Source organism: Paraburkholderia sp. BL9I2N2, from assembly GCF_004339745.1.
Classification (GTDB): Bacteria; Pseudomonadota; Gammaproteobacteria; order Burkholderiales; family Burkholderiaceae; genus Paraburkholderia.
On record NZ_SMGP01000002.1, the window covers coordinates 191,236 to 215,457 of the forward strand.

Consider the following 24,222-nt stretch of genomic DNA (forward strand, 5'->3'; position numbering starts at 1 on the left):
ATGTTGCAGCCTCTTTTGCAACTTCGCCGCGCAATGTTCTTGTCTCGTAGCGCATGAGTGTCGAGCCTCTTTTTTGTTTTGAGCATTTCGATCGATTGGATCGCTCTTTAGAAATGAGTTCGGTGCGCTAAACAACACTGCAGAAGCAGGGAACGAAGTTGACCTGGACAGAGGGCATTGATGAGATCGCGCTGCAAGCAGTTGCCACCGTGTCGCGCCAAAGCTCCACGGTGGATGGAAAGGTTGTATTTTCAACGAGTGCTCGGGGACGCGGCCGGGGACTACGCATATCTCTTTCAAAGAGTCGATTGAGGTTTTACCCGTAACCGGCGCGCTTTGTCGTGATGCCAGGCGGACTGTGGGAGTGCGCACATAGCATTGTTGACTGGCGCAGTAATCTGTATGCGAGGGAGCGGGGCTCATCGTCAAGTACGGGGCATTGTTGGAATGCGACTGTTCGCCGGTGCCAGCCGGACGACAGCTAAATACGCTATGACGCGTTGTTCCAATACGGGTGCGCGGACGAATCGCGAGAACTTCTTCAGGGGAGGCGTGCGCATGTACGCGCGCGAACCTTTGTTTCACAACATATCGGAGCGAGTCGCTCAGACACGCATGTCGCGCTTTGGCGCGGCGCTCGAGGTCTTCACACCGGCGAGCGTTTTGCGCGCTTCTTCCCAACCTCGAGTTGAATTACGCGCAAAGCCTTCTGGGTCGTGAGACCGCGCCGGAGGAGTCATCGGCGTTGACCGCTATAGCGGCTCGTCGCCGATGAGCGCGCGACCGTGTTCAGCATGAGTTCGGAATATCCGAGCATGAGCGAGGACGCGGGAGTCGAACGCGGCGAACAGTTCGCACTCGATGCGCTGTGCTCACACATCAAGCGGCCGCAGTTCCAATCGATTTCTGGCTGCATTCGTGCCGGACGTGATCGCGGATCTTCCCCCGGCTGGGCCTGATGGTGAAGAACGTCGACGGCGCACATACCAGTCTCGTCGTCGAGCCTCGCGACGGTTGCGAATATGCTCGCGCGCAGACTGACCGGCGCTTGCCGAGAATTTCGAGAGCAGTGTGAGTCGCCGCGCTTCCCATGCGCCTGGAACCCAGGAGTTTCAGGCGCAATCTCTCTTCAATTATTTTCTTTCAACCGAATTACTCATACGGTTAAAATCAGATTTAACTGACACAATGTGCGCACCTGATTATTCTTCATACGTTTAAAATCAACATCCAAAATCATCGGTATTGACATCCATACAAATGGGGATGTTCAGGAAATTTGTTCCGTGTTTGGTAAAAAGTATGATGATATGACGTACATGTTGTAACAAGTGTGACGTAGAACTGACTTTGGTAATCTGATACGATTGTTAAAAGACGGTAATATTTTACCGTCTAGCTATTCTTCTGCTCTCATCGGCGCTTTGCGTCATCGAAATGCAGGTCTGGCGATACCTTCCGGAAGACCCTGCTTTACCAATCCTGAAGTTCTTTGCTTTAAGCGGAGATCTCTTCGGGAATTCGCTCGCACCTTCGCGTATTCGCATCGCCGAATACGCGGGGCAGTGCGTATGTAAGCGTTCGGGCTTTTTGCGCCCGTTATCTCGCTTAATTTCCCTTTAAACGCCTGTGCGGTCGAGGTCGTCTGCTTGGGTTTTGGCTTTTCGATCGCGCCGGCATAGTTGGAACGACTTGAATGATTAAGAATACACCAGCTGCAACACTCTCAGTTTCTGACACTCAACTCGCGGTCCGTCGTAAATTTCTGACATCGTTATTGGCCGGCAGCGGTGCACTTGTGCTCGCCGCATGCGGCGGCGGCAGCGATCCCGCCAATGTCGACGCGGTAGCGAACAGAGGCCGGCACGGCGGCGGTGCCTCGAATCCGCGCGGCGCCAGTTCCCCGAGCGGCGCCAGTTCCCCGGCCGGCGCGAGCACGCCGGCTGCGCCGAGCACGCCAGCTAGCACGCCGTCAAACACCGATGGCGTTCTTCTCGACACGTCTTTCGGCGTAAAGGGCGATGGAACGACCAACGATCGCGCCGCGCTTCAGCGCGCAATCGACGGCTCCGTCGGGCAGATTCTGCTGATTACCGGAAAGAGCCGGATCGATTCGGCCGGTCTCGATCTGCGCACCAATAGCCATGTGCGATTTGCAAGCGGCGCTTCGATCAAGTTGCTCCCGCATAATACCGACACTTATGAAATTCTTCGATTGGCGGACGTAAGCAACGTCACGCTCGAAAGCCCGTATCTCGACGGCAGCAAGGAATTGAATTCGGCGAAGTCGGGTGAATGGGGAATGGGGATTTCGATTAATGGCGCGACGAATTGCACCATTACGTCCCCGACCACGATTAATTGCTGGGGCGACGGAATTTATATCAATAATAGCGATAGGCAGAGTAGTTCCTACAGCAAAAACATTACGGTCAATTCTCACCATGCGACCGGATGCCGTCGCCAGGGTGTATCGATTATTAGTGGTAGCGGGATTACGTTCAATACTCCGCTTTGGGAAAATATCGGAGGAACGCAACCCGGATGCGGTCTTGATATCGAACCGAACGATAATACCGCCGTGTTTGAAAACATTCGCATCGTCAGCCCGACGACGAATAATTGCGCCGGTGGCGGGATTCTCATTTATTTCGGTTTCTTGCCGGGGCCGGTTAACAAGACGGTCAGCATCAGCATTACCGGTCATACGGATACGGGCAGTCCCGGCGGCTCGTTCAACGTCCAAGGCCTTCATCTGAACGGCTACGTCGTGAACGGATCGATTACCAGCGCCAATCCGGTCTGGAAACGCGCGATGAGCCTGGAAGACTGGGACAAGGGCGGCCCGACGGTGACGGTCACCAACGCGCGCATCGGGTGATGTGAGTGTTAGTCGGTGGCGCGATGCCGCAATGGATCGCGCCCCGGCTGTTTAATCGTCTGGGGGAACATTCTCCAGAGGAAAATGGCGATAGAAGTTAAAAATCTGCGACGCTCCAGTTTGCCGGAATCATAGAAAAGCCTTCTTGTCGGAAGAAATTCTTTGAGCAATTTCTCATCCGACGATCGATTCATATGTTTGGCGCGCAAGAGCTAAGTTGAATGCCCTATACCTCAGTTGAATCCGCCAATCTGTTCGGCTAAATCCGCCAATCAAATAAAAAAACGCAGCATTCTGGCGTTAATGGGCGAAGTCTGTGAAAAATCTCACAATACTATTTCCGCTTTATAGCTTCGCCGTATGGGTCCTCCGCGTTATTCAGTGCAACTTGGCGGCTTAGCTTTCCGTTCAAGGAACTGACACCGCGGCGCTTCGTGAGTGGACTTGGTAATGGGCGAGCGCCTTAAGGCGAAGGGCGTCACACTGACCAGCCACTTCGCCGAAGACCGCGTCGCAGTCTGCGGCACCTTATCGGTCACGATGCCGGCTTCGATGCATCGCCACATCGAACTCGGAAATTCGCCTGGCATTGCCTTGACTTAGCGTAGCGTAGCCGAGACGAGCAGAGAACTGGGCATTCCCACATCCTGAAACCAGGCGGATCAGACATCGTGGTACTTCGCGTTTCGAGAACGCACAAACAGGCGAGTTGGACGACGCCGGGTATGTCGGGCAAGAGCGCAGGCACGCAGCTAGCCGGGCGATGATGTCCCGCTACTGGCAATTCGAAATTCCGCGCGGCGTCAGCAAGCCTTCATGCCCGATGCGTCCCATTTTCGGACAAGCCGCCGATCCCCACCCACACCAAGCGTCCGATTTTGCGACAGTGCTCCAGCACGCGAGCCATCTGGTCGCTGCGGATAACACCGCTTCCCATGCTCACGCGCCTTCTTAGGGTGGCGTGATCGCTTCCTTCTCCTTTGGCATGGACATTGCCTAGTCTGTGTCGGCCCCGCGCAAAAGCGCCGCTCGTATGGTTGGTGCATTTGCCGGCCATACATAAACGGAGGAGACAAAAGTGAAAGCTGCCGTGCTGCATCAGTACGACGAGTCGCTGACTCGCGAAGAATTCGTGCGCTACGAAGATGTCGACGATCCGAAGATCGAGCGACCCACTGATGTCATCGTCCGGATTGGCGGCGCCGGTGTGTGCCGCACCGATCTGCACGTCGTGGAAGGCATCTGGCGCAGCAAGGTCGATGTCGCGTTGCCCTACATCATGGGCCACGAAAACGCCGGCTGGGTCGAAGAGGTGGGTCGCGGTGTGGAGAGTGTCAAGGTGGGCGACCCGGTCATCTGCCATCCCCTCGTGACGAGCGGACATTGCCTCGCCTGCCGGCGTGGCGACGATATGCACGCCACGGAGAGCCGGTTTCCCGGCATCAATGCCAACGGCGGCTACGCGCAATATCTGCTGACGGGCGAACGCTCGCTGATTCAGTTGCCGAAATCGCTCGCACCGAAGGACGTCGCACCGTATACCGACGCCGGCTTGACCGCGTACCGCGCTGCGAAAAAAGCGTCGCGCCATTTGCTCCCTGGTCAATTTGCCGTCGTGATCGGCGCCGGTGGCCTGGGGCACATCGGCATTCAGGTTTTGAACGCGCTTTGCGCGGCTGAAATCATCGTAGTCGACCGCTCCGAGGTCGCGCTGCAGCTTGCGAAGGATTGCGGCGCGCATCACACGGTCAAGGGCGACGGTGATGAAGTGGAGCGCGTACTCGAACTGACGGGCGGCAACGGCGCCGAAGCGGTAATCGATTTTGTCGGCGAAGGCGACGCCATCGCGAAGGGCCTCGCCATGACGCGCAACGCGGGCTTCTATTACATCGTTGGCTATGGCGGAAAGATCGAGTTGCCGACCATCGACATGATCACCAGCGAGAAGACGATCGTCGGCAACCTGGTCGGCACGTATCCCGAACTCGTCGAACTGATGGCGCTCGCCGACCGTGGCCTCGTCCATCTGTCAACCCGTGAATACCGTCTGAGCGAGGCGAACCAGGCGCTCAAGGATCTGCACCACGGCAAGGTCAAAGGCCGGGCGGTGTTGATTCCGTAGTCGCCTCGACGGGGCACCTCAACGTGGAGATTGCCGTGACTGTGGAGCGTGACGCAGCCTCGCTTTTCGAGCGCATGCGTCTGGTTATTGCACTGACCGAAGTCAATTCCCACCACTTGCGCGGAGAAAGCAGACGCGCGGGCGCGGAGATCGAACTGGCGTGCGCACTCGCTTGCGAGCAGCGCGACGGTGTGTCGCCAGAAGGAACGTCGCATATCGAGCAATTGCGCGAGCGCCTCGGCGAGGCCGAAAGCGCGTTGCGGGCGATCGAATCCGAGCGGGAGCGGCTTGCGAACGAGCTGGCTCAACTGGACAGTCGAGCGTCGTCTGAGACACAAGGGGGCTGGCAATGAATCGGATTCCGGTTACGGTGCTCACCGGCTTTCTCGGCGCTGGCAAAACCACGCTGCTCAATCGCATTCTGCGCGAGCAGCACGGCCGGCGCTATGCGGTGATCGTCAACGAGTTCGGCGCGATCGGCATTGACGGTGGTCTCGTCGTCGGCGCAGAAGACGAGGTCATCGAATTGAACAACGGCTGTGTCTGTTGCAAGGTGCGCGGTGATCTGATTCGCGTGGTGGCGGCGCTGGTCAAGCGCAAGGACGGCTTTGACGGGATCCTGATCGAAACCTCCGGTCTGGCTGACCCCGCGCCGGTGGTGCAAACCTTCTTTATCGATGATGAGATCCGGCAGCGCACGCGGCTCGACAGCGTAATCTGCGTGGCCGATGCCGCGCATTTGCAGGCGCGCCTCGCAGACAGCCGCGAGGCCGCGGAGCAACTCGCGCAGGCCGACATCGTACTGATCAACAAGATCGACCTCGTCGATCCGGCCGGTCTCGCTTCGGTTCAGGACGCCGTGCGGCGCATCAACCCGACCGTGGAATGGCGGACCAGTGTGCGCTGCGAAATACCGCTTGCCGCGCTGCTCGATCGCGGCGCGTTCGATCTCAAGCGCATGGCGCTCGCCACATCGGCGGGTGAGGGCGTTGAATCATCACGCGGCGAGCGGACTTACCACTACGTGCCGCTTCGTGCAGGCGCCCCCGTCAAACAGGGTCGCCATAGTCACGGCATCGACAGCGTATCGCTGCGTGTCGAGCGCCCGCTCGAACGCACGCGCTTCCTCTCCTGGCTGCAGCAGTTGGTGGTCGAGCAAGGCCAGAACCTGTTGCGTGCAAAAGGGATTGTCGACCTCGCCGGATCGGAGCGTCGCTTCGTGTTTCAGGGCGTGCACATGACGATGGATACGGATTTCGACCGGCCCTGGCGAGCCGGCGAACACCGTGACAGCCGCCTCGTGTTTATCGGCCGCAATCTCGACCGGCGCGAGTTGCGGGAGAGCATCCGGTACTGCGAGATCGACTCATGAACGCGCCTCCCGTTCTGATCGAACTGCTTGGGGCGTGTTGGGTTACCGACGCGTCCGTCGTCGAAGTCGTGTGGGACGCGGCGGGGCAATCCGCTGAATTCGCCCTCGGTGACGGCACGCTTGCGCTCGCCACGGGTGTCTGGGACGGCGGCCCTCGACTCAAACCACGCGAGAGCGGCGGCGTCGAGGTCGTGCAGGCGCAGGCACCACCAGCGCCGCTCGCGCGCTTCAGCGTGCATGAGGGCACGTGCCTGGCCCTTGCCGCCGACCCTGCGGGCGGCTTCTTGAGCGGTGGTGATGATGGCCGCCTCGTTCATTTGCGGCTCGATGGCACGAGCGAACTCGTCGCGCATGAAGCCGGCGCATGGATCGACCGCGTGGCCGCCAGCCAGGCGGGTGGTCGAGTCTATGCAAGCGGCCGCCGGGTTCATTGGCTTGGGGCCAAACCTGCCTGCCTGATGCTGCCCGGATCGGCGACATCGCTGGCTTTCGACCCAACTGGTACACAACTGGCGATCTCGCATCATGGTGGCGTCACGCTGTGGGCAGCCGACACGCTCCGGGAGCGTCAGCTTGCGTGGCCGGGCTATCACCGCAACGTGGCGTGGAGCCCTGATGGCCGCTATCTCGTAAGCGGTATGGAAGAGAATGCGCTGCATGGCTGGCGGCTGCCCGACGGCGCGGACATCGAGATGGGCGGCTATCCCGGCCAGCCGCGCTCGCTATCGTTTTCCGCTGACGGCCGCTTTCTCGCCACCAGCGGCGGCATGCGCGCAGTGTGCTGGCGCTTCGATCCGCCCGGCGCGAACGACGAACCACACGAATGCGGCGCTCTCGGCAAGGCGCCGGTAAGCCAGGTGGCCTGCCATCCGGCTCATCCGCTGATTGCAGTGGGTTATCACAGCGGTGCGGTGTTGCTGTGTCAGCCAGGCAGTAGCGACATTCTGTTTATCAAGGATTCCGGCAACAGTGCGGTCAGCGCGATGGCCTGGTCGCCGGACGGTGGGCGGCTCGCTCTGGGAACCGAGGCGGGCGAGTTGGCGCTGGTGTTTCTGCCCGACGAACTGTTCCGCTTTGGACGCCGCGGATAAACGGGCGGTGCTTCCATCACATGTCAAAACGGAGACAAACATGCATAACGGACACACACCCAAAGAGCAGTTCTTCGAGCGCCTTGGCGCCGTGGCGGACGAGATGATCGAAGCGTACGGCAAGGACTTCGCGCTGGGCGCGCTAATTCTTACGGCACGCTTTGTCGCCGAAGGAAAAGAGCCCGACGGCGCTGCCCGAAGCGTGATTCTTACGGGTGAAAGCCACGGCAGCGTTGCGACGTAGCAGCGTGCCACGGTTCACCCCGTTAGCCGTCATTGAAAATATGGTATCCGAAATAATATAGACGATCGATTCAGCACCCGCCGCCCGATCCAAACGTCCCAATATCGGACAGCGTCGCGAGGCGGAGTTGTCGCAGAACACAACATGGCGCACTGCAAGAATTTCCGGCAAAAGCCCGTGCTCGTTACCAGGCTTGATGCGGAATAAAGAATTCCCTTCTGGCACGCTTATCGCTCTATCAGTGCAGGTCAAACCGGAAGCGTCGACGTCACAAAACGCGAGCCGAAAACAGCAGGAGACACGATCAATGAAGACCGGCCCAACAGGCTTGTCCTTCCGTTCCTTCTCCCGAACTTTTCGCTTGCCAACGAGACGGCCCGCCCGTGTTGTTGACTCTGGTCCTGGCGGTAGCCGGCCCTGCCCGAAGCGTCGCATTGCGACAGTTATCGAAATGGAACTAGGAGAGCTCAATGTCTGATGGATTAACGCTCAACAAGATCACGTCCCAGCGCGGGATCAGCATTGGCGAAGCGGCACGCCGCGTTGCCGATCTCGGTTGGACTCCGAGTTACGTCCAGGAGGCCATGACCTTCCCGACGGACTACAAGATCAGCAAGGCGCCACGCGACCCGATGAAACAGGTGCTGCGCTCTTATTTTCCGATGCAGGAGGAAAAGGACAACCGCGTCTACGGCGCACTCGACGCGGCACTGCGCGGCGACATGTTCCGCAACGTCCAGCCCCGCTGGGTCGAATGGATGAAGCTGTTCCTCGCCATCATTCCGTTCCCCGAGATTTCCGCGGCGCGTTCGATGGCGATGCTCGGCCGGCTCGCACCGGGTGAAGAGCTACGCACCGGCTTTACGATGCAGATGGTCGACGAGTTCCGGCACTCCACGATCCAGATGAATCTGAAAAAGTGGTACATGGAAAACTATATCGATCCGGCCGGGTTCGATATTACTGAAGCCGCATTTGGCAAGTGCTATGCCACCACGATCGGCCGTCAGTTCGCCGAGGGCTTCCTCACCGGCGATGCGGTTACGGCCGCTAACGTGTTCCTGCAGGTGGTGGCCGAAACGGCCTTCACGAACACGCTGTTTGTCGCGATGCCATCGGAAGCCGCCCGCAACGGCGACTACGCGTTGCCGACCGTGTTCCTTTCGGTGCAGTCGGACGAAAGCCGCCACATCGGCAATGGTCACTCGCTGGTGATGTCGATCATCAACGATCCGGACAACCATCTGCTGCTCGAGCGCGACCTGCGCTATGCGTTCTGGCAGAACCACGCGATCGTCGACGCCGCTATTGGCACCTTCATCGAGTACGGCACCACGGACCGCGACAAGAACAAGGAATCGTACGCCGAGTTGTGGCACCGGTGGATCTACGAGGATTACTACCGCACCTACATGCTGCCGCTGGAAAAGTACGGCATCAAGATTCACCACGACGACGTCGCCGCCGCCTGGGACCGCATTGTCAAGCAGAACTATGTCCACAAAGTCGCACAGTTCTTCTCCGTGGGCTGGCCCGTCAACTTCTGGCGCATTGAAGCGCAGACCGAAAAAGACTTCGAATGGTTCGAACACAAGTACCCTGGCTGGTACGCCGAATTCGGCGACTTCTGGAAGTGGTACGCGAAGAAGAGCGTGCCGGGCGAAACCAACATGCTGTTCGATCAGGAAAACGGTTACGTGTATCCGCACCGTTGCTGGAGCTGTCTGGTGCCCTGTCTGATCCGTGAAGACTTCGTAGTGGATGAGGTCGACGGCCAACTGTATACGTATTGCTCGGAGCTGTGCCGCTGGACGCATAAGGTGGCGTTCGCGCCGGAATACGAGGGCAGACCGACCCCGGCTATGGGCCGCTTCAGCGGACGCCGCCAATGGGAAGAGTGCTACCACGGCTGGGATCTGGCTGATTGCATCAAGGATCTCGGCTTTGTGCGCAGCGACGGCAAGACGCTCGTGCCGCAACCCCATCTGCGCTTTGACGACAAGCAGATGTGGACGCTCGACCACGTGCGCGGCAACACGATCCAGAGCCCGATCGTGCTGCTGCGCGCCATGACACCGGAGCAGCGCGAGAAACACATTGCCGAGTATCGCGCCGGCTTCAAGATCAATCCGGTGAATTGACGAAGCTATCCGATCCGGCGGCGCCTATATCGCCGCCGGACGGATCAGGAGCACAAGATGAGCGACACGCAAGAGACGAGGCACGAGATGACGGACACAGGCGACGACAAAGTATTCCATACCGTTTCCTTCGAGCCGGTCGGTGTGCAGATGTCGGTGGCGGAAGGCGAGACAGTGCTCGATGCAGCGTTTCGCCAGGGCATTGCGGTGATGCATGGATGCAAGGAGGGGCAGTGCAGCAGCTGCAAGTCGCTGTTGATCGAAGGCGATGTCGAACTCAAGAAGTACTCGACGTTCGCGCTGCCCGACTACGAACGCGAATCCGGCCACATCCTGCTTTGCCGCACGCTCGCCTATAGCGATCTGACCGTCGAGCTACTGAATTATGACGAAGACCTGATGCGCCGCTCGATCGCGGTGAGCGAATATGATGCGACGCTCACGAAGATCACCGCGCTCACGCACGACATCAAGCTGCTGGAAGTGAGGTTGTCGAGGCCGTTGCGCTTTTGGGCCGGACAGTATGTCGACCTGACGATTCCGGGCGCGGACATCACGCGATCTTTCTCGATGGCGAATACGCCTGACGGCGAATCGACGCTGAAATTTATCATCAAGAAGTATCCCAATGGCGCGTTTTCGTCGCAACTTGACGGTGGTCTGAGCCCGGGCGACAGGCTGATCGCGAAGGGGCCGTACGGCACCTGTTTTCGTCGTGAGGACCAACCCGGACCGATGATTCTGGTGGGCGGAGGGTCGGGCATGTCGCCGCTGTGGTCGATCCTCAGCGACCACGTGCAAAGCGGCGAAGAGCGACCGATCCGTTTTTTCTACGGCGCGCGCAGCCGTCGCGATCTGTTCTATCTCGACGAGTTCGAGGAGCTGGAACAAAAGCTGCCGGATTTCCGCTTTATTCCGGCGCTCTCGAATGCCGAACCAGATGACGGCTGGACGGGTGAGACCGGCTTCATCCACGAGGTGCTCAGCCGCACCTTGCGCGAAGAGGCGCTCGCTGGCGAGATCGACGCCTACACATGCGGTCCTACCCCGATGATCGAGGCGGTGATGCCGGTTCTTCAGATGGCGGGTGTCGCGCCAGAGCGGCTCTATTTCGACAAGTTTACGCAGGCGGTTCGCTGACCGAATCTGGCAAAACGCCTATTCGAAGTGCCTATAACCGAAACACGATGGAGGACTAACATGAGTACGTTGGCAGAGCAGTCGCCAGTGAAGTCGGGCGCGGCCGGCGCGGCCCAGTTTTCCGGCTGGGACAGCCGCAAGTACAACTACTTCGAGCCGAAGGGACGCAAGGCGAGCCACTACGAAGACATGACAGTGGATGTACAGCCGGACCCGAATCGGTATCTGCTGCAAGACTGGATTCTTGCATTCGCTGACGGCACGCCAACGTATTCGAAAACCTGGACGGCGGCCAAAAGCTCGGACTGGCATCGGTTCCGCGCGGTGGACGAAGAGTGGGAGCGCACCCATTACCAGCGTCAGTCGACCATTGTCGGCATGATCACCGGCGCGATCCAGAACGCGCGGCGCTCAGGGGCGGTAAAGCGCTTCGATAAAACCTGGATCAAGGTGCTGGAGCAGCATCTGGGCGCATACAAGCATGCGGAGTTCGGCTTGGGCACGGCCACGATGCATGCGCAGCGCTACGGCTACACCCAGATGATCAATAGCGCCATCCTCACGAACGCGTCGTACAAGCTGCGCTTTGCTCAGGACCTGACGCTTTATTTAGGCGAGATCGCGTTGGACCTGCCCAACCTCGACCTCGATGCCGGCAAGCAGCATTGGCTCACCGACCCAATCTGGCAGGACACGCGCCGGGCGATAGAGACCATCGGCGGCGCCACCGATTTTCTCGAGAAGTACTTCGCCGTGAACATCGTATTCGAGCCGCTCGTGGCGGATCTGTTTCGCAGCGGATTCATCATGCAGGTCGCCGCCTCGCAAAACGATTTTCTGACTCCGACCGTCGTGTCCGCGGCGGAAGGCGACTATGAGCGCAATCTGGCCAATGCCGTCGAGCTGTTCCATATGCTCGCCAACGACCCGCAGCACGGCGAAGCCAATCGCAAGCTGTTCGGCGAGTGGCTGGAAAAACACGGTGCGCTGGCCTCGGCGGCAGCAAAACAGTTGCAGCCGATCTGGTCGATTCCGCACGTGAAGACGGCCCAGTTCAACGACTGTCTGAACAGTTCCATAGAGCGGGCGGAGATGATCGCGAGAGAAATCGGCGTTCACTTTCCGTCGTCGATCCGCGCCTGAGCGCTTCTCGAACCCATCGAACCAACCGCGAAGAGGAGTACGCAATGTCAGTGCATACCGACAATATTTTCAAGTCGATGAAGGACGTCCGCTTCGAACAGACCATTTCGCATCAATGCGGCGTGACGATGAACGACAGCGTCGAAGCCCGGGCGATTGCCGAACTGATGTCCACCAAGCCGGGCATCACGGTGACCTATCTGCCCGCGATGATCCGTATCGACGGGCAGGGCAAGATCGAGTTCAAGATGGGCGAGATCAGCGAAGTGCTCGGTCGCGAGATGACGCCGCATCTGTTCGAAATCTCCACCTCGACCCACTACGGGCGGATGGTGATGATCGACGACGAGACGGTGGTGCTGTTCGGCAATATGGACGATGCGATGGCTTACGAGTGAGCGAACACCCCGCCAGCTAATCAGGCGGCCGCGTGTCCTCAAAGGGCGACGGGCCGCCCATGCAACCAAGGAGACGAATGCCATGTATCGAACCACGGACGGTGAGGAAATCTTCGTCATCGACGGACACGTTCATCTATGGGACGGCAGCAAGGCCAACCTTAAAAACGTGCACGGTCAGCAATTCATTGACTGCTTCTACGCGTATCACTCGAACCTGAGCCCCAAGGAGTATTTGTGGCCGAAGGAGAAGTTCGACAAGTACGGCGAAGAAGCCATGTACAACGACCTGTTCGTCACGGGTTACGACGACATGGCGATCTGTCAGCCAACCTACCTGACGGACTTCTACAAGAACGGCTTCAACACGACCGAAGCCAACTACGTGCTCAAGCAGAAGTATCCGCACCGCTTTATCGTCAACGGCGCATTCGATCCGCGCGACGGGGAAGCCGGACTCGATCGTCTCGAGGAGCTTGCATCCCTCTACAAGATTCAGGGCGTCAAGCTTTACACGGCGGAGTGGCGCGGCGACAGCAAGGGCTACAAGCTGTCGGACCCCGGCGTGCAGCGTTATTTCGAACGCTGCGAGAAGCTGGGCATCAAGAACATCCACGTGCACAAGGGACCGACGATTCTGCCGCTGAATCGCGACGCGTTCGACGTGGCCGATGTTGACGATGCCGCCACCAGCTTTCAGAACCTGAATTTCATCGTCGAGCACTGCGGCTTGCCACGGCTTGACGATTTCTGCTGGATCGCGACCCAGGAGACGAATGTCTACGGTGGTCTCGCCGTGGTGCTGCCGTTCATCCACACCCGGCCTGAGTACTTCGCGCACGTGATCTCGGAACTGCTGTTCTGGATCGGCGAGGACAAGATCCTCTACGGCAGCGACTATGGCATCTGGTCGCCGAAATGGCTGATCGAGAAGTTCATGGCCTTCGAACTGCCCGAGTCGGTGAGTAAGGAAACCGGCGTCCAGTTGTCGCTGACGGCCAAGAAAAAGATCCTCGGGCTCAATGCGGCGCGGTTGTACGGCATCGACATCGAGGCGCAAAAGGCGCTGCTGGAGGACGTCCGGCAACCGGCCGCGGTCGGCGCATGAGCACCGCGCGCGCTGTGCAAGCACCGGCTGTCGTCGTGTCGAGGAGCGCTGTCGACCGGGTCGCCGAGGTCTGGTCCCGACTGGCGGCGGTCGACGACCCGGAACTCGATGAGTCGGTGACGGAGCTGGGTTTCGTCACCGCGGTGGAGGTCGACGGCGGCTCTGTATCGATCGGTTTCCGCCTGCCGACCTACTGGTGTGCGGCCAACTTCGCCTACCTGATGGCGGACGACATGCGACAGGCGATAGCGGCCTTGCCATGGGTGACAGACATCACGATCACACTCGACGAGCATATGTATGCCGCCGAGATCAATCGAGGTGTAGCCGCCGGACGGTCGTTCCAGCAAACCTTCGGCAACGAAGCGAATGGCGAAGTGGAGGACGTGCGGCGCATTTTTCTCGTCAAGGCTTTTCAGCGGCGGCAGGAAGCGCTTTTAAGCTGGCTGCTGGCGCAAGGCAACGAGCCTGCGATGCTGGTGCGCTTGAACATGGCGCACCTGTCCGCGCTCGCAAGCACAAGCACGGGCGACGACGGGAAAACCCAGCGCCTGGTCGCGCGCTATCGCGAGCGGCGTTTTGTAGTGGGGCGCTGTATCGACGAAGCAGAGCAGACGGATGAACCGGCTTTTATCGACACGGAAGGTGCGCCGCTGAATCCTGACGGGCTGGGTGCATACCTGCGCGCGTTGCGAAGGGTCGGCGTCAATGCCGAATTCAACGGCGCGTTATGCCGCGGTCTTCTGGCTGCCCGCTATGGCGAAAGCTGCACTCCGGCGTCAGCGGTCGAGATCAAACCGGTGCATTTCGTCCGCACTGGCGGTTCGAAGCCCGGAGGCACGTTCGCGCCACCACGAGAGACACGCGGCGCAGCAGAGTAAAAAACAGCAATCCGAACTAACCGGATCAGGAGGAGCAGGATCATGCCGAATATCATGCTGCATGACGACGACGCGCGTATGGCGCTAGGTCGAGGCGTTGCGAAACTGGCCAAGGCAGTGCGAGGCACGCTCGGCCCGCGTGGAATGAACGCGATCATCGACCGGCCGATCGGCACGCCGATCATTTCGCGCGACGGTGTCAGTATTGCCAACGAGATCGAACTCGAAGATCCATTCGAGAATATCGGTGCGCAAGTCGTCCGCGAAGTGTCCAAGCAGACCAATGAAGTGGCCGGGGACGGCACGACCACCGCGACCGTTCTGGCCGACGCACTGGTCCAGGACGGGCTCGCTTGCCTCGCGCAAGGCGCCAATCCGGTCGAACTGGTGCAAGGTCTGGAACTGGCCGTCAACGAAGCAATCGACGCGCTCAAACGCGCTGCGACGCCTCTGCGCAGCGGTGACGAAGTGCGCGCCGTGGCGGTGGTGGCAGCCAACGACGAATTCACCGGCAAGCTGGTGGCCGAAGCATTGGAGCGGGTGGGCGCCGATGGGATTGTCGATGTGGAATACGGCACCACAGTCGAAACCCGTCTGGAAGTGGTAGACGGGATGGCTTTCGATCGCGGCTACCTGTCACACCATATGGTGACGGACATCGAGAGAATGCAGGTGGTGCTGGATAACCCGCTCATTCTGATGACCGACCAGCGGCTGCAATCGCAGGAAGAAGTCGCAGCGCTTCAGGCATTGGCGAGCCGGAGTAAACGTCCGCTGCTGATCATTGCCGAGGAGGTGGCGCCGGCCTGCGTCATGACGCTGCTCGCATGGCGCGACAACGGCGGCATGCCTGTCGCCGCGATTCATCCACCGGAGTACGGACACTGGCGCAAGGCGATGCTCGAGGACATCGCAATCGTCACAGGCGGCAAGGTCGTTGCCCGCGACCTGGGCGGGAAGCTGGAAGCCACCGAATTGCGCGACCTCGGCAGCGCGCGGCAGGTGCGCATTTCGTCGAACCAGACCATCATCACGGCCGGCGGGGGCGATCCGTCGGCGGTTGCGGCGCGTCGTCAGCAGGTGGCGCGCCAGTATGAGATGGCGCCGGAGAACGTTGAGCGCGACAAGTTTCAGGTGCGCCTTGCAAAACTGTCGGGCGGCACCGCGCTGATTCTCGCGGGTGGAGCGACCCCGGTCGAACAGAAACGTCGACTGCATCTGATCGACGATGCCATCCACGCGGCGCGCGCGGCGATTGCCGAAGGCGTCGTGCCGGGCGGCGGCATGGCCCTGTTGCGGGTCTCGTCGGAACTGGAGGGCGTCATCGCGCGTAGCCACGGCAGCGTGCAGCAAGGCGCGCGGCTCTTGCAGCGTGCGTTGGCGAAGCCGCTCTTTCACATCGCGACGAATTGCGGCCTCGACGGCGCGGCCATCGTAAGTGAAGCGGTGCGGGCAGAACCCGGGATGGGTCTCGACGCGCGTAGCGGCGCATTCGTCAATCTCGTCGAGGCCGGCATCATCGATCCGGTAAAGGTCAGCTACAGCGCGGTGCGCAATGCGGCATCGGTAGCAGGGTTGATTCTCACCACCCAGACGCTGATCGCCAAGAAGCCGGAGACGATCGATCCGACCGCCGGACCGGCGCTAGGCGCAGGCGCCGAACTGCTCGGCCGCCAATAGACGCGTGAGATCGACATAGCCGGTCTCCGTATCCGGGGACCGGCACCAGCGAGGCCGCTGTCGGCACGAATCGGGCGGCTACCGGTAGAAGGAGACGAACGATGGCAACAGGAACGGCCCGCCACTTCAGCGCAATTGCGACAACTGCCCGGTATCTTTGCGCGATGCCTTCGACGCGCCTGCTCAAGCTCACACTGGGCTGGAGCATTACACTGTGTGGGACAGGTATTCTGGTAAATGATGTAAGCGCAACGATCGCTCCGTTTTTACGCGGCGTCGCCGGAGCGATCATTAAAGCAATGGCGTAGTCGACGTGCTTGCCTGCCTGGGCGGTCGCTCTTGCGGATTGCGGCGAGAAGGAGAACACACGCCTGGATGATCGCGTTCAGCGAACGTGCGTGACGAATTCAGGGGCACGACAACGGAAGCTAAGAAAGGGGCGCGATCCGGTGCGCTGACCGTGTTTCCCCCAAAAGACATGTTGAAGATCCAGGGCTATACTGCACGCGCGTTAGCTGCTGGGTTTGAAAAAAATAGAAGTCCACCAGATACGCCCAGCCATAACATCCTAGCTAGTCAAGACGAAGCCAGCCGTAGAGCCCGGTTCCGCGTTAACCCATCGCCCAGGAGGAAAGTTGTGGCGAGGAGACATCAGATTGGCAGCATGTTGGGTCTAGGTAATCAGGCCGCGATGCGCAGCATCGTGGCCAACGCGCAGCGCGCCAATCTCCGTCATTCCGACCGGGGTACGATGCTCGCGTGGGAACGTTTTCTGGCGGGCGAGCCGTCCACGTCTGCTCCCCCGGCGCTCATCGACTCATGGCAACGCAGCTTGCAGTCCGGCGTCAGTCCGACCGCGGTCTCGGCGCCGATCGCGGTACACGGCGACGCGGTTGCGGCGCTGTGCTGGCGCCATCGCGACCTGCTGGCAGCGGCCGACCGACTGTTCTCGGTCACGGCCGACCTTTTCGCCGATTCACATTCAATCCTGCTGCTCACGAACCAGGACGGCGTGATCCTCAAAGCGGCCGGCGATTTGCGCACGCAGGCGGCGGGCGAAAAAATCCATCTGACGATCGGTGGCGACTGGGGCGAGGGCAGAGCCGGCACGAATGGGATCGGCACCGCGCTGGCGACCTGCGAGCCGACCTATATCCATGCCTCCGAGCACTTCTGTGAAGGCATCAAGTCATGGAGTTGCGCAGCCGCGCCGATTTGCGAACCTGGCACTGGTGCGGTGATCGGTGTGCTCGATATTTCTGGACCGCCTTCCACCTATCAGATCAACAACCTCACGTTGGCCGTGACCGCGGCGCGCCAGATCGAAATGGTGCTCGCCGAGCAGGCCGCGCGCGAGCATATGCGTTTGTTGGCCTTTTGTCTGCAACGGTTGTCGTCGTCGGATGCGACCGGCATGGTGGCGATAGACCGCAGCGGGCGGCTCGTGCATACCACGGGCAGAGTCGCATTGCCGGTCGGCATCGGCGAGCGTTTCCCGGGGATGAGCGAGACTTCCGCCGTGGAGGACTGGACGCAGCATTTGCCCGCAGGGTTGCACGCCGAATGGTTCAATCCCGTGGTCGTCGACGGCAACACGATTGGCGCGATGCTGGTCGTGCCCGCGCGAACCCGCCCCATCCATGCGCGAGTCGCGGAGCGCAGCGGAGAGGCTGATCCGCTGCGCAACTGTTTCGCGCAGATTCAGGGGCGAAGTGCGGCGATGCTGGCGGCCGTCAATCGTGGACGCCAACTTGCCAGCAGGCGTGTACCGGTACTGATCGAGGGCGAAACAGGGGTTGGCAAGGAACTGTTCGCGCGCGCCATTCATGGCGAAGAAGGAGGAGGCGGCCCGTTCGTCGCGTATAACTGCGGGGCGGCGTCGAAAGAACTGATTGCGAGCGAGTTGTTCGGTCACGTGCGCGGCGCTTTCACTGGCGCGACGACGGAAGGGCGGGCCGGCCGTTTCGAGCTGGCTCATGGTGGGACGCTCTGTCTCGACGAGATCGGTGAGATGCCGCTCGATCTGCAACCTGTCCTGTTGCGCGTGCTGGAAGAAGGCATCATCTACCGGCTTGGCGACACGCAGCCGCGGCGCGTCGATGTGCGCCTGCTGGCAATGACCAACCGCAATCTGCGCGAAGAGGTCGAGTCCGGTCACTTTCGCCGCGATCTGTATTACCGGATCAGTGTTACGCGCATACGTATTCCGCCGCTGCGTGAACGGGACATTGATATCGATCTGCTCGTCGAGCACTTTAACCGCAAGCTTGCCTTGCGCCACGGGGTCCCCGAACGACAACTGAGCGCGGAGATCATGGCGGTGTTGCGCGCCTATTCGTGGCCAGGCAACGTAAGGGAAATGCGCAACGTGATCGAGAATATGCTTTTGACGTCCGGCGAACCCGCTGTGTCGTTCGATGATCTGCCTGCCGAGTTGCTCGATGAAATCGCGACGTCCGGGGACGTACCGTTACTGCGGGACGAGGGGGCGAGTCTCGAAGAAACGGAGCGTTTAGCCATTGCACGCGCGGTGCACAATGCGCACGGCAATCTTGCGCAGGCCGCCCGCGCCTTGGGCGTTTCGCGTAGCACCCTTTATCGCAAGATCGAGCTGTATCAGTTGGAAGGGATCGTCAAGCCAGCGGGAAAGGAATGAGGTTGTGCGGAGATCTGTGCATTGGTTGCTCGCGGGGGGCGGCAGATGACCACGTCGTGCGCAGAGGGACTGCGCACCTGATCCGAGCAACCCAGACGATTTCGCCTGGTTCTGCTCCAAGCGCGATAAACCTTATCGGTTTTTTTCGGCACAGTAGCTTGTGCAACGACTCGTGGCACAAGCGTCGTGGCCACACGTTGTCACACGACTTACTCAAAGCCAGGTGCCACCCTGCCGTTCACTCGGCTCTTCCGTAAGCGCATCGAAATCGTGAATCCAGTCCAGGTGATTCAGCACGCTGTCGCGTGCGCCCAGGCGCGCGTTGCGGGCCTGCGCGGCCGGCCCGTCGGGCAAGTGCAGCACGTCCGCGGTGGTTATCGACGCGTACTGCACCTTGCGCGTGCGGCCCCGGCGCAGGCGCTCGTAGGCCTCCTGCGCCTCGCGCCAATTGCCTGGACCCGCCGAGGCCAATTGAGCGGCCAACACCACGGCATCTTCAATCGACTGATTGGCGCCCTGGCCGTGATGCGGCACTAGCGCATGCGCGGCATCTCGCCGATCAGCGTCACGCGGCCTTTGCTCCAGCGGCCGAGCGGGGGCGCTCAGCTCGACGCAGCCGGCCGCTCGTCGATCGAGTCCACGCGGTCCGGATAGAACGCGAGGTGATCGCGAATTCGTGCGACGGTTTCGTAAGGATGCTCGTAGCTCCAAACGGCGTTGACCGCGCGCACGCCGCCAGCCGGAATCGAAAAGTACGCGCAATCACCCTTATATGGGCAGTAGGTTGCGTGGTCCGTGCGCTCGAGCAACGTCATGTCGATATCCTTTCGTGGGACATAGACAACTGCCGGGTAGTTGGCCTCGCGCAGCGTCAACGCGTCCTGCGTATCGGCAATGACCTTGCCGGCCACCGTGACTACCACCCGCGATGGGTTGCGTTCGATGGTGATCGGATGGTCCTTGCCCGGAATCTTCACTGGCCGGGGGGCGGGAGTGGTGTTAGTGATCATGGGTTTCTCCTTGAGTTGGCGCCTCACGGGCGTTGGTTCCGGCAACGAGTCGGCGCCGGCGCAATGCGTTATGCAGTGGCGCTCGGCCGGGCAGATACCTCGTCGTACCATCGCTTAAACGCGATGTGTTGGACTGGAATCGGCATCCTCAGCGCGTTGGCCGCGAAGTCGGTCGTCACGAGCGTCGTGATGTCCGCAGCGGAGAAATCATCGCCGGCGACGAACCGGACTGTATCGAGCCGCTCGTTGAAGTCGGCGAAGAAGTGGGCTACGCGCTGTTTGCTTCGTGCGATCAGTTCTGGAATCTGGTCATAGTCATGCGGACCTGACAGCGCACGACCTTTCAGTCCCGCGACCGCGTTACGTACGCCTTCCATGACTGGCGCGAAGCCGTCCAGTTCTGCGCGGCGTTCCCACATCGTGACGAGGGCTTTCAACTTTGCCGAGGTGCCCAGCAATGGGGTCTGCGGATACGCTTCTTCCAGATAACGCCAGATGGCGGGCACTTCGGCGATGACGGGGCCGTCGGGGAGGGCCAACGCTGGCACCTGGCTGCGCGGGTTGATTGCTCGGTAGGCATCGGAAAACTGCTCTTTGGAGCCCAGGTCGACAGGCTTCGTCGGGATGTCGATTCGCTTCTCGGCGATGAAGATGCGTACGCGGCGTGAGTTCGGAGAACTCTTTGATTCGTACAGTATGGGTGTTTCGGTTGTCATTTGAATCGTCCTCTGTGATGCTTCGATAAATACGGATACCTGATTAATTAGGCGTCTCGACGACACTGGAAAAGGCGTGAATCAGGTTGATCTGGAGTCTCGATCCGCCGTCGACACACAGCGTTTCACCGTTAATCCAGCGCGTTGCATCCGGGGCGAGAAAGGTATGGCTTGAGGTGCACGTGCTGACTGAGCGGCGACACCAGCCCGAGCGCTGGGAGCATGCTCCATGACACGTCCATGGGAAAGAATCTAGAGACTTGTGGCAACATTGAAAAAGACTTTATAGGCTGGTCGGCATACTTCACAGGCATGGGATCCGCAATGGAACTGCGACATCTTCGGTATTTCATCGCTGTCGCTGAGACGGGCAGCCTGACGGAGGCAGCCGAACGGCGCCTGCACACTTCGCAGCCGTCACTGAGTCGGCAGATTCGGGATTTGGAGGATCAGGTTGGGGTCGAATTGCTGAGCCGCAGCGCACGCGGCGTGGAGCTGACGCCAGCAGGCAAGGCGTTCATCGATCACGCCCGACTGGCGCTGACCCAGGTGGAAGCCGCAGTCGAAGCTGCCCGAAGGGCAGCGCAACCTGCCAAGCAGCGCTTCTCTCTCGGCTTCCTCACTGGGCAGGAAATGACCTGGCTACCTGAGGCCATGCGCATTCTGCGCGGCGAGTTGCCGAACATCGACGTCATCGTGTCCAGCGACTATTCGCCGGATCTTGCCGAAGGACTCGCGCGCGGCAAGCTGGATTTGGCGTTCCTGCGTGCCGAACCGGACTTCAACCTCGCCTATCAGGTCGTGGGTCGGGAACCGCTCGTGGTGCTCATGCCTGGTGACCACGCGCTGACGTCCCGCGTTGCAATCCTTCCACAAGAGCTCGTTGGTGAGCCTTTCATCGCCATGGGTGACAAGGCCAAGGTGTTACGCGCGGTGATCGACGATTACCTGGATCGATCTGGAGTCCATATCACGTCGGCGCAGAGTGTGGACAACCCCGCGGTGGTGATGTCACTTGTTGCGTCGACGCGAGGCGTGACGCTGATCCCGGCCTATGTCGAAAACCTGATGCCTGGGTCGGTCGTTAGCCGTCCGCTCGAAGGCGGGGCGCCGACGATCGACTTGGTTATCGGTTACAGAAAGGCAAATACCTCTCCGATTCTGAAGCTGTTCCTCTCGAGAGTGGATGAGCTAGTCGCAGGCGTCGCGAAGAGATCTTCGTGATTCTGCTTGAGCTGACGGACTCCTGCCTTCATATCCGTAAGCTCCTTCCGCTCCGATTTCTCCCTTGACAAAGTAACAGACCTGTTCCTAGTATTAAAGTTACGTACAGGTTGGTAACTTTATTGGAAATCATTCGATGTGCCGTGATGGCTACGAGCGGGGCACTGTCACCTTGTGCACCGGCCGCCGGGGAAGACATCGCGCTTCCGCTTGAAACCATCACCCGAACCTGGAGTTGATTCATGAATCAGTTGACCGAGCGCTATTTAGAGGATTTTGCGGTGGGGCAGGCGTTCGGGTCAGGACGGCTGCGTATCGACCGGGAACGGGCCATCGAGTTCGCTGCCGAGTTCGATCCGCAGCCTTTTCACCTCGATGAGGCGGCGGCCCGCCGCTCGATTTTCGGTGGACTGGCCGCCAGCGGTTGGCACACCGCTGCTCTGACGATGCGCTTGCTAGTAGAGACCGAACTCAAGCCGGCCGGCGGCTTCATCGGCGCTGGACTCGATGAGTGCCGCTGGCCCCGGCCAGTGCGCCCCGGTGACGAGTTGCGCGTCGAGTGCGAGGTGATCGAGGTGCGACCGTCGAAGTCGCGTCCGGAGCAGGGCCTGATCAAGCTGCGGACGACCACCCTGAACCAGGACGACGAGGCCGTGCTGATGTATGTCGTGAATATGGTCGTGCCGCGCCGGAAACAACCTTCGTGTTGATGCCGCCAAGCGGGATCACCGGAGAAGAATGCTCATAATGGAAATTTCGGATCCCGAACCGAATGCGCCGAATCCGAACGGGCCCTGGCGTTCGCGGCAACGTATCCGACGGTGTCGCCACAAGCGCCAACCGTCTTGGGATGGAGGTGAATATGGACATCGGTTTCATCGGCTTGGGCGTCATGGGACAGCCCATGGCGCTCAATCTGGCCCGCGCGGGCACACAACTCGTTGTCTGGAATCGCTCCGCTGACAGGAACGAGACTTTGCGAGCGGCGGGCGCAACGGTCGCGACGAATCCGGCCGAGATATTTAAACAGACGCGCACGGTATTCCTGATGCTGGTCGATGGCGACGCAGTCGACACCGTGCTCGGCCGCGGCACATCGCAGTTCAGTGCGAACGTTGCGCATCACACGATCGTTCACATGGGGACGACTTCGCCCGACTACTCGCGCGGACTCGAAAGCGACATTCGCAACGCCGGTGGCAGCTACGTGGAAGCGCCCGTCTCGGGCTCGCGTAAGCCCGCCGAGGCGGGCCAGCTTGTAGCGATGCTGGCGGGCGAAGACGCGGCCGTCGAAAGCGTCCGCCCTCTGCTCGAGCCAATGTGCCATCAGACGGTTGTGTGCGGCCCGGTTCCGAATGGGCTTCTCATGAAGCTTGCGGTGAACCTGTTTCTGATGACCACGGTCGCCGGCCTTGCGGAAGCGGCTCATTTTGCCGAACGGCATGGTCTGGACATGCAGCAGTTTCGCGCCATCTTGGACGCCGGTCAGATGGCGAGCGACATCTCACGCGTGAAGATTCTCAAACTGGTGATGCGTGACTTCGATGTTCAGGGGTCGATCACCAATGTGCTGACGGTCAATCGATTGATTGCGGAGGCGGCCAGGGAAGCCGGGGTCGCGTCGCCGCTATTGGATGTCTGCCATGCACTATTCGGCGAGGCGCTGGCGTTGGGGCACGGACAGTCCGACATCGCGGCCGTTGTCCACGCACTCGAGGCAAGAACCGACTCCAGCAAATGATCGCCTTCGACTAGACCAATAACTTCGTGGCGGCATCAATGAGGTCGCCCCGCAGATCACCCGACTCCGCTATCAAGCCGGTGACATATGCGCCGTTAATGAGGAGCGCTATCTGAGACGCGGTACGGTTGGGATCATCAACGCCCAGCCTGATCGCGATCGTTGCGAGCCGCGCCCGCATTTCGTCCTTATTGTCTCTAGCGATAACCCGGCCAGGATGGCTGTCGTCGGGAAACTCCGCCACCAGGTTAAGAAAGGGGCAGCCACGAAAGGCGGGGTGCGCAATCCGCTTCGCGATTCCAGATAGCAGCGCGTCCAGCAAAGCGCGCGGGTCCTCAGCATGCTTCTTTTCAACGTCGTCCCACCACGCCCAGAACAACCGATCCTTCTCCGCTGCGAAAGCAGAGATCAAAGCGTCCTTGGAGTCGAACACGCGATAGAGGCTCGTCTTCGACACTCCGGATTGCTCGACGACCGTGTCGACGCCGATGGCACGGATGCCCTCGCGGTAGAACAGATCGCTTGCCGTCGCGAGGATACGCTCCCGTGCGCTTACTTCGCCCTTTGGCGGGGCTCCCCTGCGGGGTCGGGCTCCTGCCTTCATATTCGCCATCTCCTTTCATTCGGATTTTCTGGTTGACAAAGTAACAGATCGGTACCTACTATGAAAGTTA

22 protein-coding genes and 1 pseudogene are annotated in these 24,222 nt (G+C 60.2%); 19 read left to right on the plus strand and 4 right to left on the minus strand.

Annotated elements, in window-relative coordinates:
• The first annotated feature begins 1,696 nt into the window (after nt 1–1,696).
• From B0G74_RS22825 to B0G74_RS22895, 16 genes are all read left to right on the plus strand, one after another.
• Complete coding sequence (locus tag B0G74_RS22825; RefSeq protein ID WP_132377157.1) at nt 1,697–2,881, plus strand: hypothetical protein; 1,185 nt, start codon at nt 1,697–1,699, stop codon at nt 2,879–2,881.
• Nucleotides 2,882–3,331: 450 nt separating this feature from the next.
• The gene (locus B0G74_RS45840) at nt 3,332–3,484 is read left to right on the plus strand and encodes a hypothetical protein (RefSeq protein WP_165923915.1); all 153 of its coding nucleotides are present in this window, start codon (nt 3,332–3,334) and stop codon (nt 3,482–3,484) included.
• 475 nt (nt 3,485–3,959) lie between these two features.
• On the plus strand, nt 3,960–5,003 hold the full coding sequence (locus B0G74_RS22830; RefSeq protein ID WP_132377158.1) for an NAD(P)-dependent alcohol dehydrogenase: 1,044 nt from the start codon (nt 3,960–3,962) through the stop codon (nt 5,001–5,003).
• Between the two features lie 35 nt (nt 5,004–5,038).
• Nucleotides 5,039–5,356: a hypothetical protein gene (locus B0G74_RS22835; RefSeq protein ID WP_132377159.1), complete on the plus strand. Its 318-nt coding sequence runs from the start codon at nt 5,039–5,041 to the stop codon at nt 5,354–5,356.
• A complete protein-coding gene (locus B0G74_RS22840) occupies nt 5,353–6,375 on the plus strand; it encodes a GTP-binding protein (RefSeq protein WP_132377160.1) in 1,023 nt (340 codons plus the stop codon). The genes B0G74_RS22835 and B0G74_RS22840 overlap by 4 nt, the downstream gene beginning before the upstream one ends.
• A complete protein-coding gene (locus B0G74_RS22845; protein ID WP_132377161.1) occupies nt 6,372–7,466 on the plus strand; it encodes a WD40 repeat domain-containing protein in 1,095 nt (364 codons plus the stop codon). Before B0G74_RS22840 ends, B0G74_RS22845 begins: the two co-directional genes overlap by 4 nt.
• 40 nt (nt 7,467–7,506) lie before the next feature.
• Nucleotides 7,507–7,710, plus strand: coding sequence for a hypothetical protein (locus B0G74_RS22850; protein WP_132377162.1), 204 nt, complete (start codon nt 7,507–7,509; stop codon nt 7,708–7,710).
• Between the two features lie 470 nt (nt 7,711–8,180).
• Nucleotides 8,181–9,851: an aromatic/alkene/methane monooxygenase hydroxylase/oxygenase subunit alpha gene (locus B0G74_RS22855; protein ID WP_132377163.1), complete on the plus strand. Its 1,671-nt coding sequence runs from the start codon at nt 8,181–8,183 to the stop codon at nt 9,849–9,851.
• 57 nt (nt 9,852–9,908) lie between these two features.
• Entirely contained in the window at nt 9,909–10,991 is a 1,083-nt protein-coding gene (locus B0G74_RS22860; RefSeq protein ID WP_132377164.1) for an FAD-binding oxidoreductase, read from the plus strand.
• 60 nt (nt 10,992–11,051) lie between these two features.
• Entirely contained in the window at nt 11,052–12,134 is a 1,083-nt protein-coding gene (locus B0G74_RS22865; protein WP_132377165.1) for an aromatic/alkene monooxygenase hydroxylase subunit beta, read from the plus strand.
• A 44-nt stretch (nt 12,135–12,178) separates the two neighbouring features.
• The gene (locus B0G74_RS22870) at nt 12,179–12,532 is read left to right on the plus strand and encodes an MmoB/DmpM family protein (protein WP_062137265.1); all 354 of its coding nucleotides are present in this window, start codon (nt 12,179–12,181) and stop codon (nt 12,530–12,532) included.
• Between the two features lie 82 nt (nt 12,533–12,614).
• A complete protein-coding gene (locus tag B0G74_RS22875; RefSeq protein WP_132377166.1) occupies nt 12,615–13,640 on the plus strand; it encodes an amidohydrolase family protein in 1,026 nt (341 codons plus the stop codon).
• Entirely contained in the window at nt 13,637–14,521 is an 885-nt protein-coding gene (locus tag B0G74_RS22880; RefSeq protein WP_132377167.1) for an iron-sulfur cluster assembly protein, read from the plus strand. Before B0G74_RS22875 ends, B0G74_RS22880 begins: the two co-directional genes overlap by 4 nt.
• 42 nt (nt 14,522–14,563) lie before the next feature.
• Nucleotides 14,564–16,201 (plus strand): molecular chaperone GroEL, encoded by a 1,638-nt coding sequence (locus tag B0G74_RS22885; RefSeq protein WP_132377168.1) that lies wholly within the window; start codon nt 14,564–14,566, stop codon nt 16,199–16,201.
• 101 nt (nt 16,202–16,302) lie between these two features.
• The gene (locus tag B0G74_RS22890; RefSeq protein WP_132377169.1) at nt 16,303–16,509 is read left to right on the plus strand and encodes a hypothetical protein; all 207 of its coding nucleotides are present in this window, start codon (nt 16,303–16,305) and stop codon (nt 16,507–16,509) included.
• A gap of 86 nt (nt 16,510–16,595) precedes the next feature.
• Nucleotides 16,596–18,857 (plus strand): sigma-54-dependent Fis family transcriptional regulator, encoded by a 2,262-nt coding sequence (locus tag B0G74_RS22895; protein ID WP_342960596.1) that lies wholly within the window; start codon nt 16,596–16,598, stop codon nt 18,855–18,857.
• Between the two features lie 213 nt (nt 18,858–19,070).
• On the opposite strand, the pseudogene B0G74_RS22900 reads toward B0G74_RS22895, so the two are convergent.
• From B0G74_RS22900 to B0G74_RS22910, 3 genes and pseudogenes are all read right to left on the minus strand, one after another.
• Nucleotides 19,071–19,456, minus strand: a pseudogene (locus B0G74_RS22900) (FAD-dependent monooxygenase); the annotation flags it as partial.
• A 3-nt stretch (nt 19,457–19,459) separates the two neighbouring features.
• Entirely contained in the window at nt 19,460–19,867 is a 408-nt protein-coding gene (locus B0G74_RS22905; protein WP_132377170.1) for a DUF427 domain-containing protein, read from the minus strand.
• 68 nt (nt 19,868–19,935) lie between these two features.
• Nucleotides 19,936–20,583: a glutathione S-transferase gene (locus B0G74_RS22910; protein WP_132377171.1), complete on the minus strand. Its 648-nt coding sequence runs from the start codon at nt 20,581–20,583 to the stop codon at nt 19,936–19,938.
• 324 nt (nt 20,584–20,907) lie between these two features.
• Between B0G74_RS22910 and B0G74_RS22915 the strand changes: the two genes are divergently transcribed.
• From B0G74_RS22915 to B0G74_RS22925, 3 genes are all read left to right on the plus strand, one after another.
• The gene (locus B0G74_RS22915; RefSeq protein ID WP_132379298.1) at nt 20,908–21,807 is read left to right on the plus strand and encodes a LysR family transcriptional regulator; all 900 of its coding nucleotides are present in this window, start codon (nt 20,908–20,910) and stop codon (nt 21,805–21,807) included.
• A gap of 251 nt (nt 21,808–22,058) precedes the next feature.
• A complete protein-coding gene (locus B0G74_RS22920; protein ID WP_207915724.1) occupies nt 22,059–22,517 on the plus strand; it encodes a MaoC family dehydratase in 459 nt (152 codons plus the stop codon).
• Nucleotides 22,518–22,657: 140 nt separating this feature from the next.
• Nucleotides 22,658–23,548, plus strand: coding sequence for an NAD(P)-dependent oxidoreductase (locus B0G74_RS22925; RefSeq protein ID WP_207915725.1), 891 nt, complete (start codon nt 22,658–22,660; stop codon nt 23,546–23,548).
• Between the two features lie 10 nt (nt 23,549–23,558).
• On the opposite strand, the gene B0G74_RS22930 is transcribed toward B0G74_RS22925, so the two are convergent.
• A complete protein-coding gene (locus tag B0G74_RS22930) occupies nt 23,559–24,152 on the minus strand; it encodes a TetR/AcrR family transcriptional regulator (RefSeq protein WP_132377174.1) in 594 nt (197 codons plus the stop codon).
• Nucleotides 24,153–24,222: the final 70 nt, after the last annotated feature.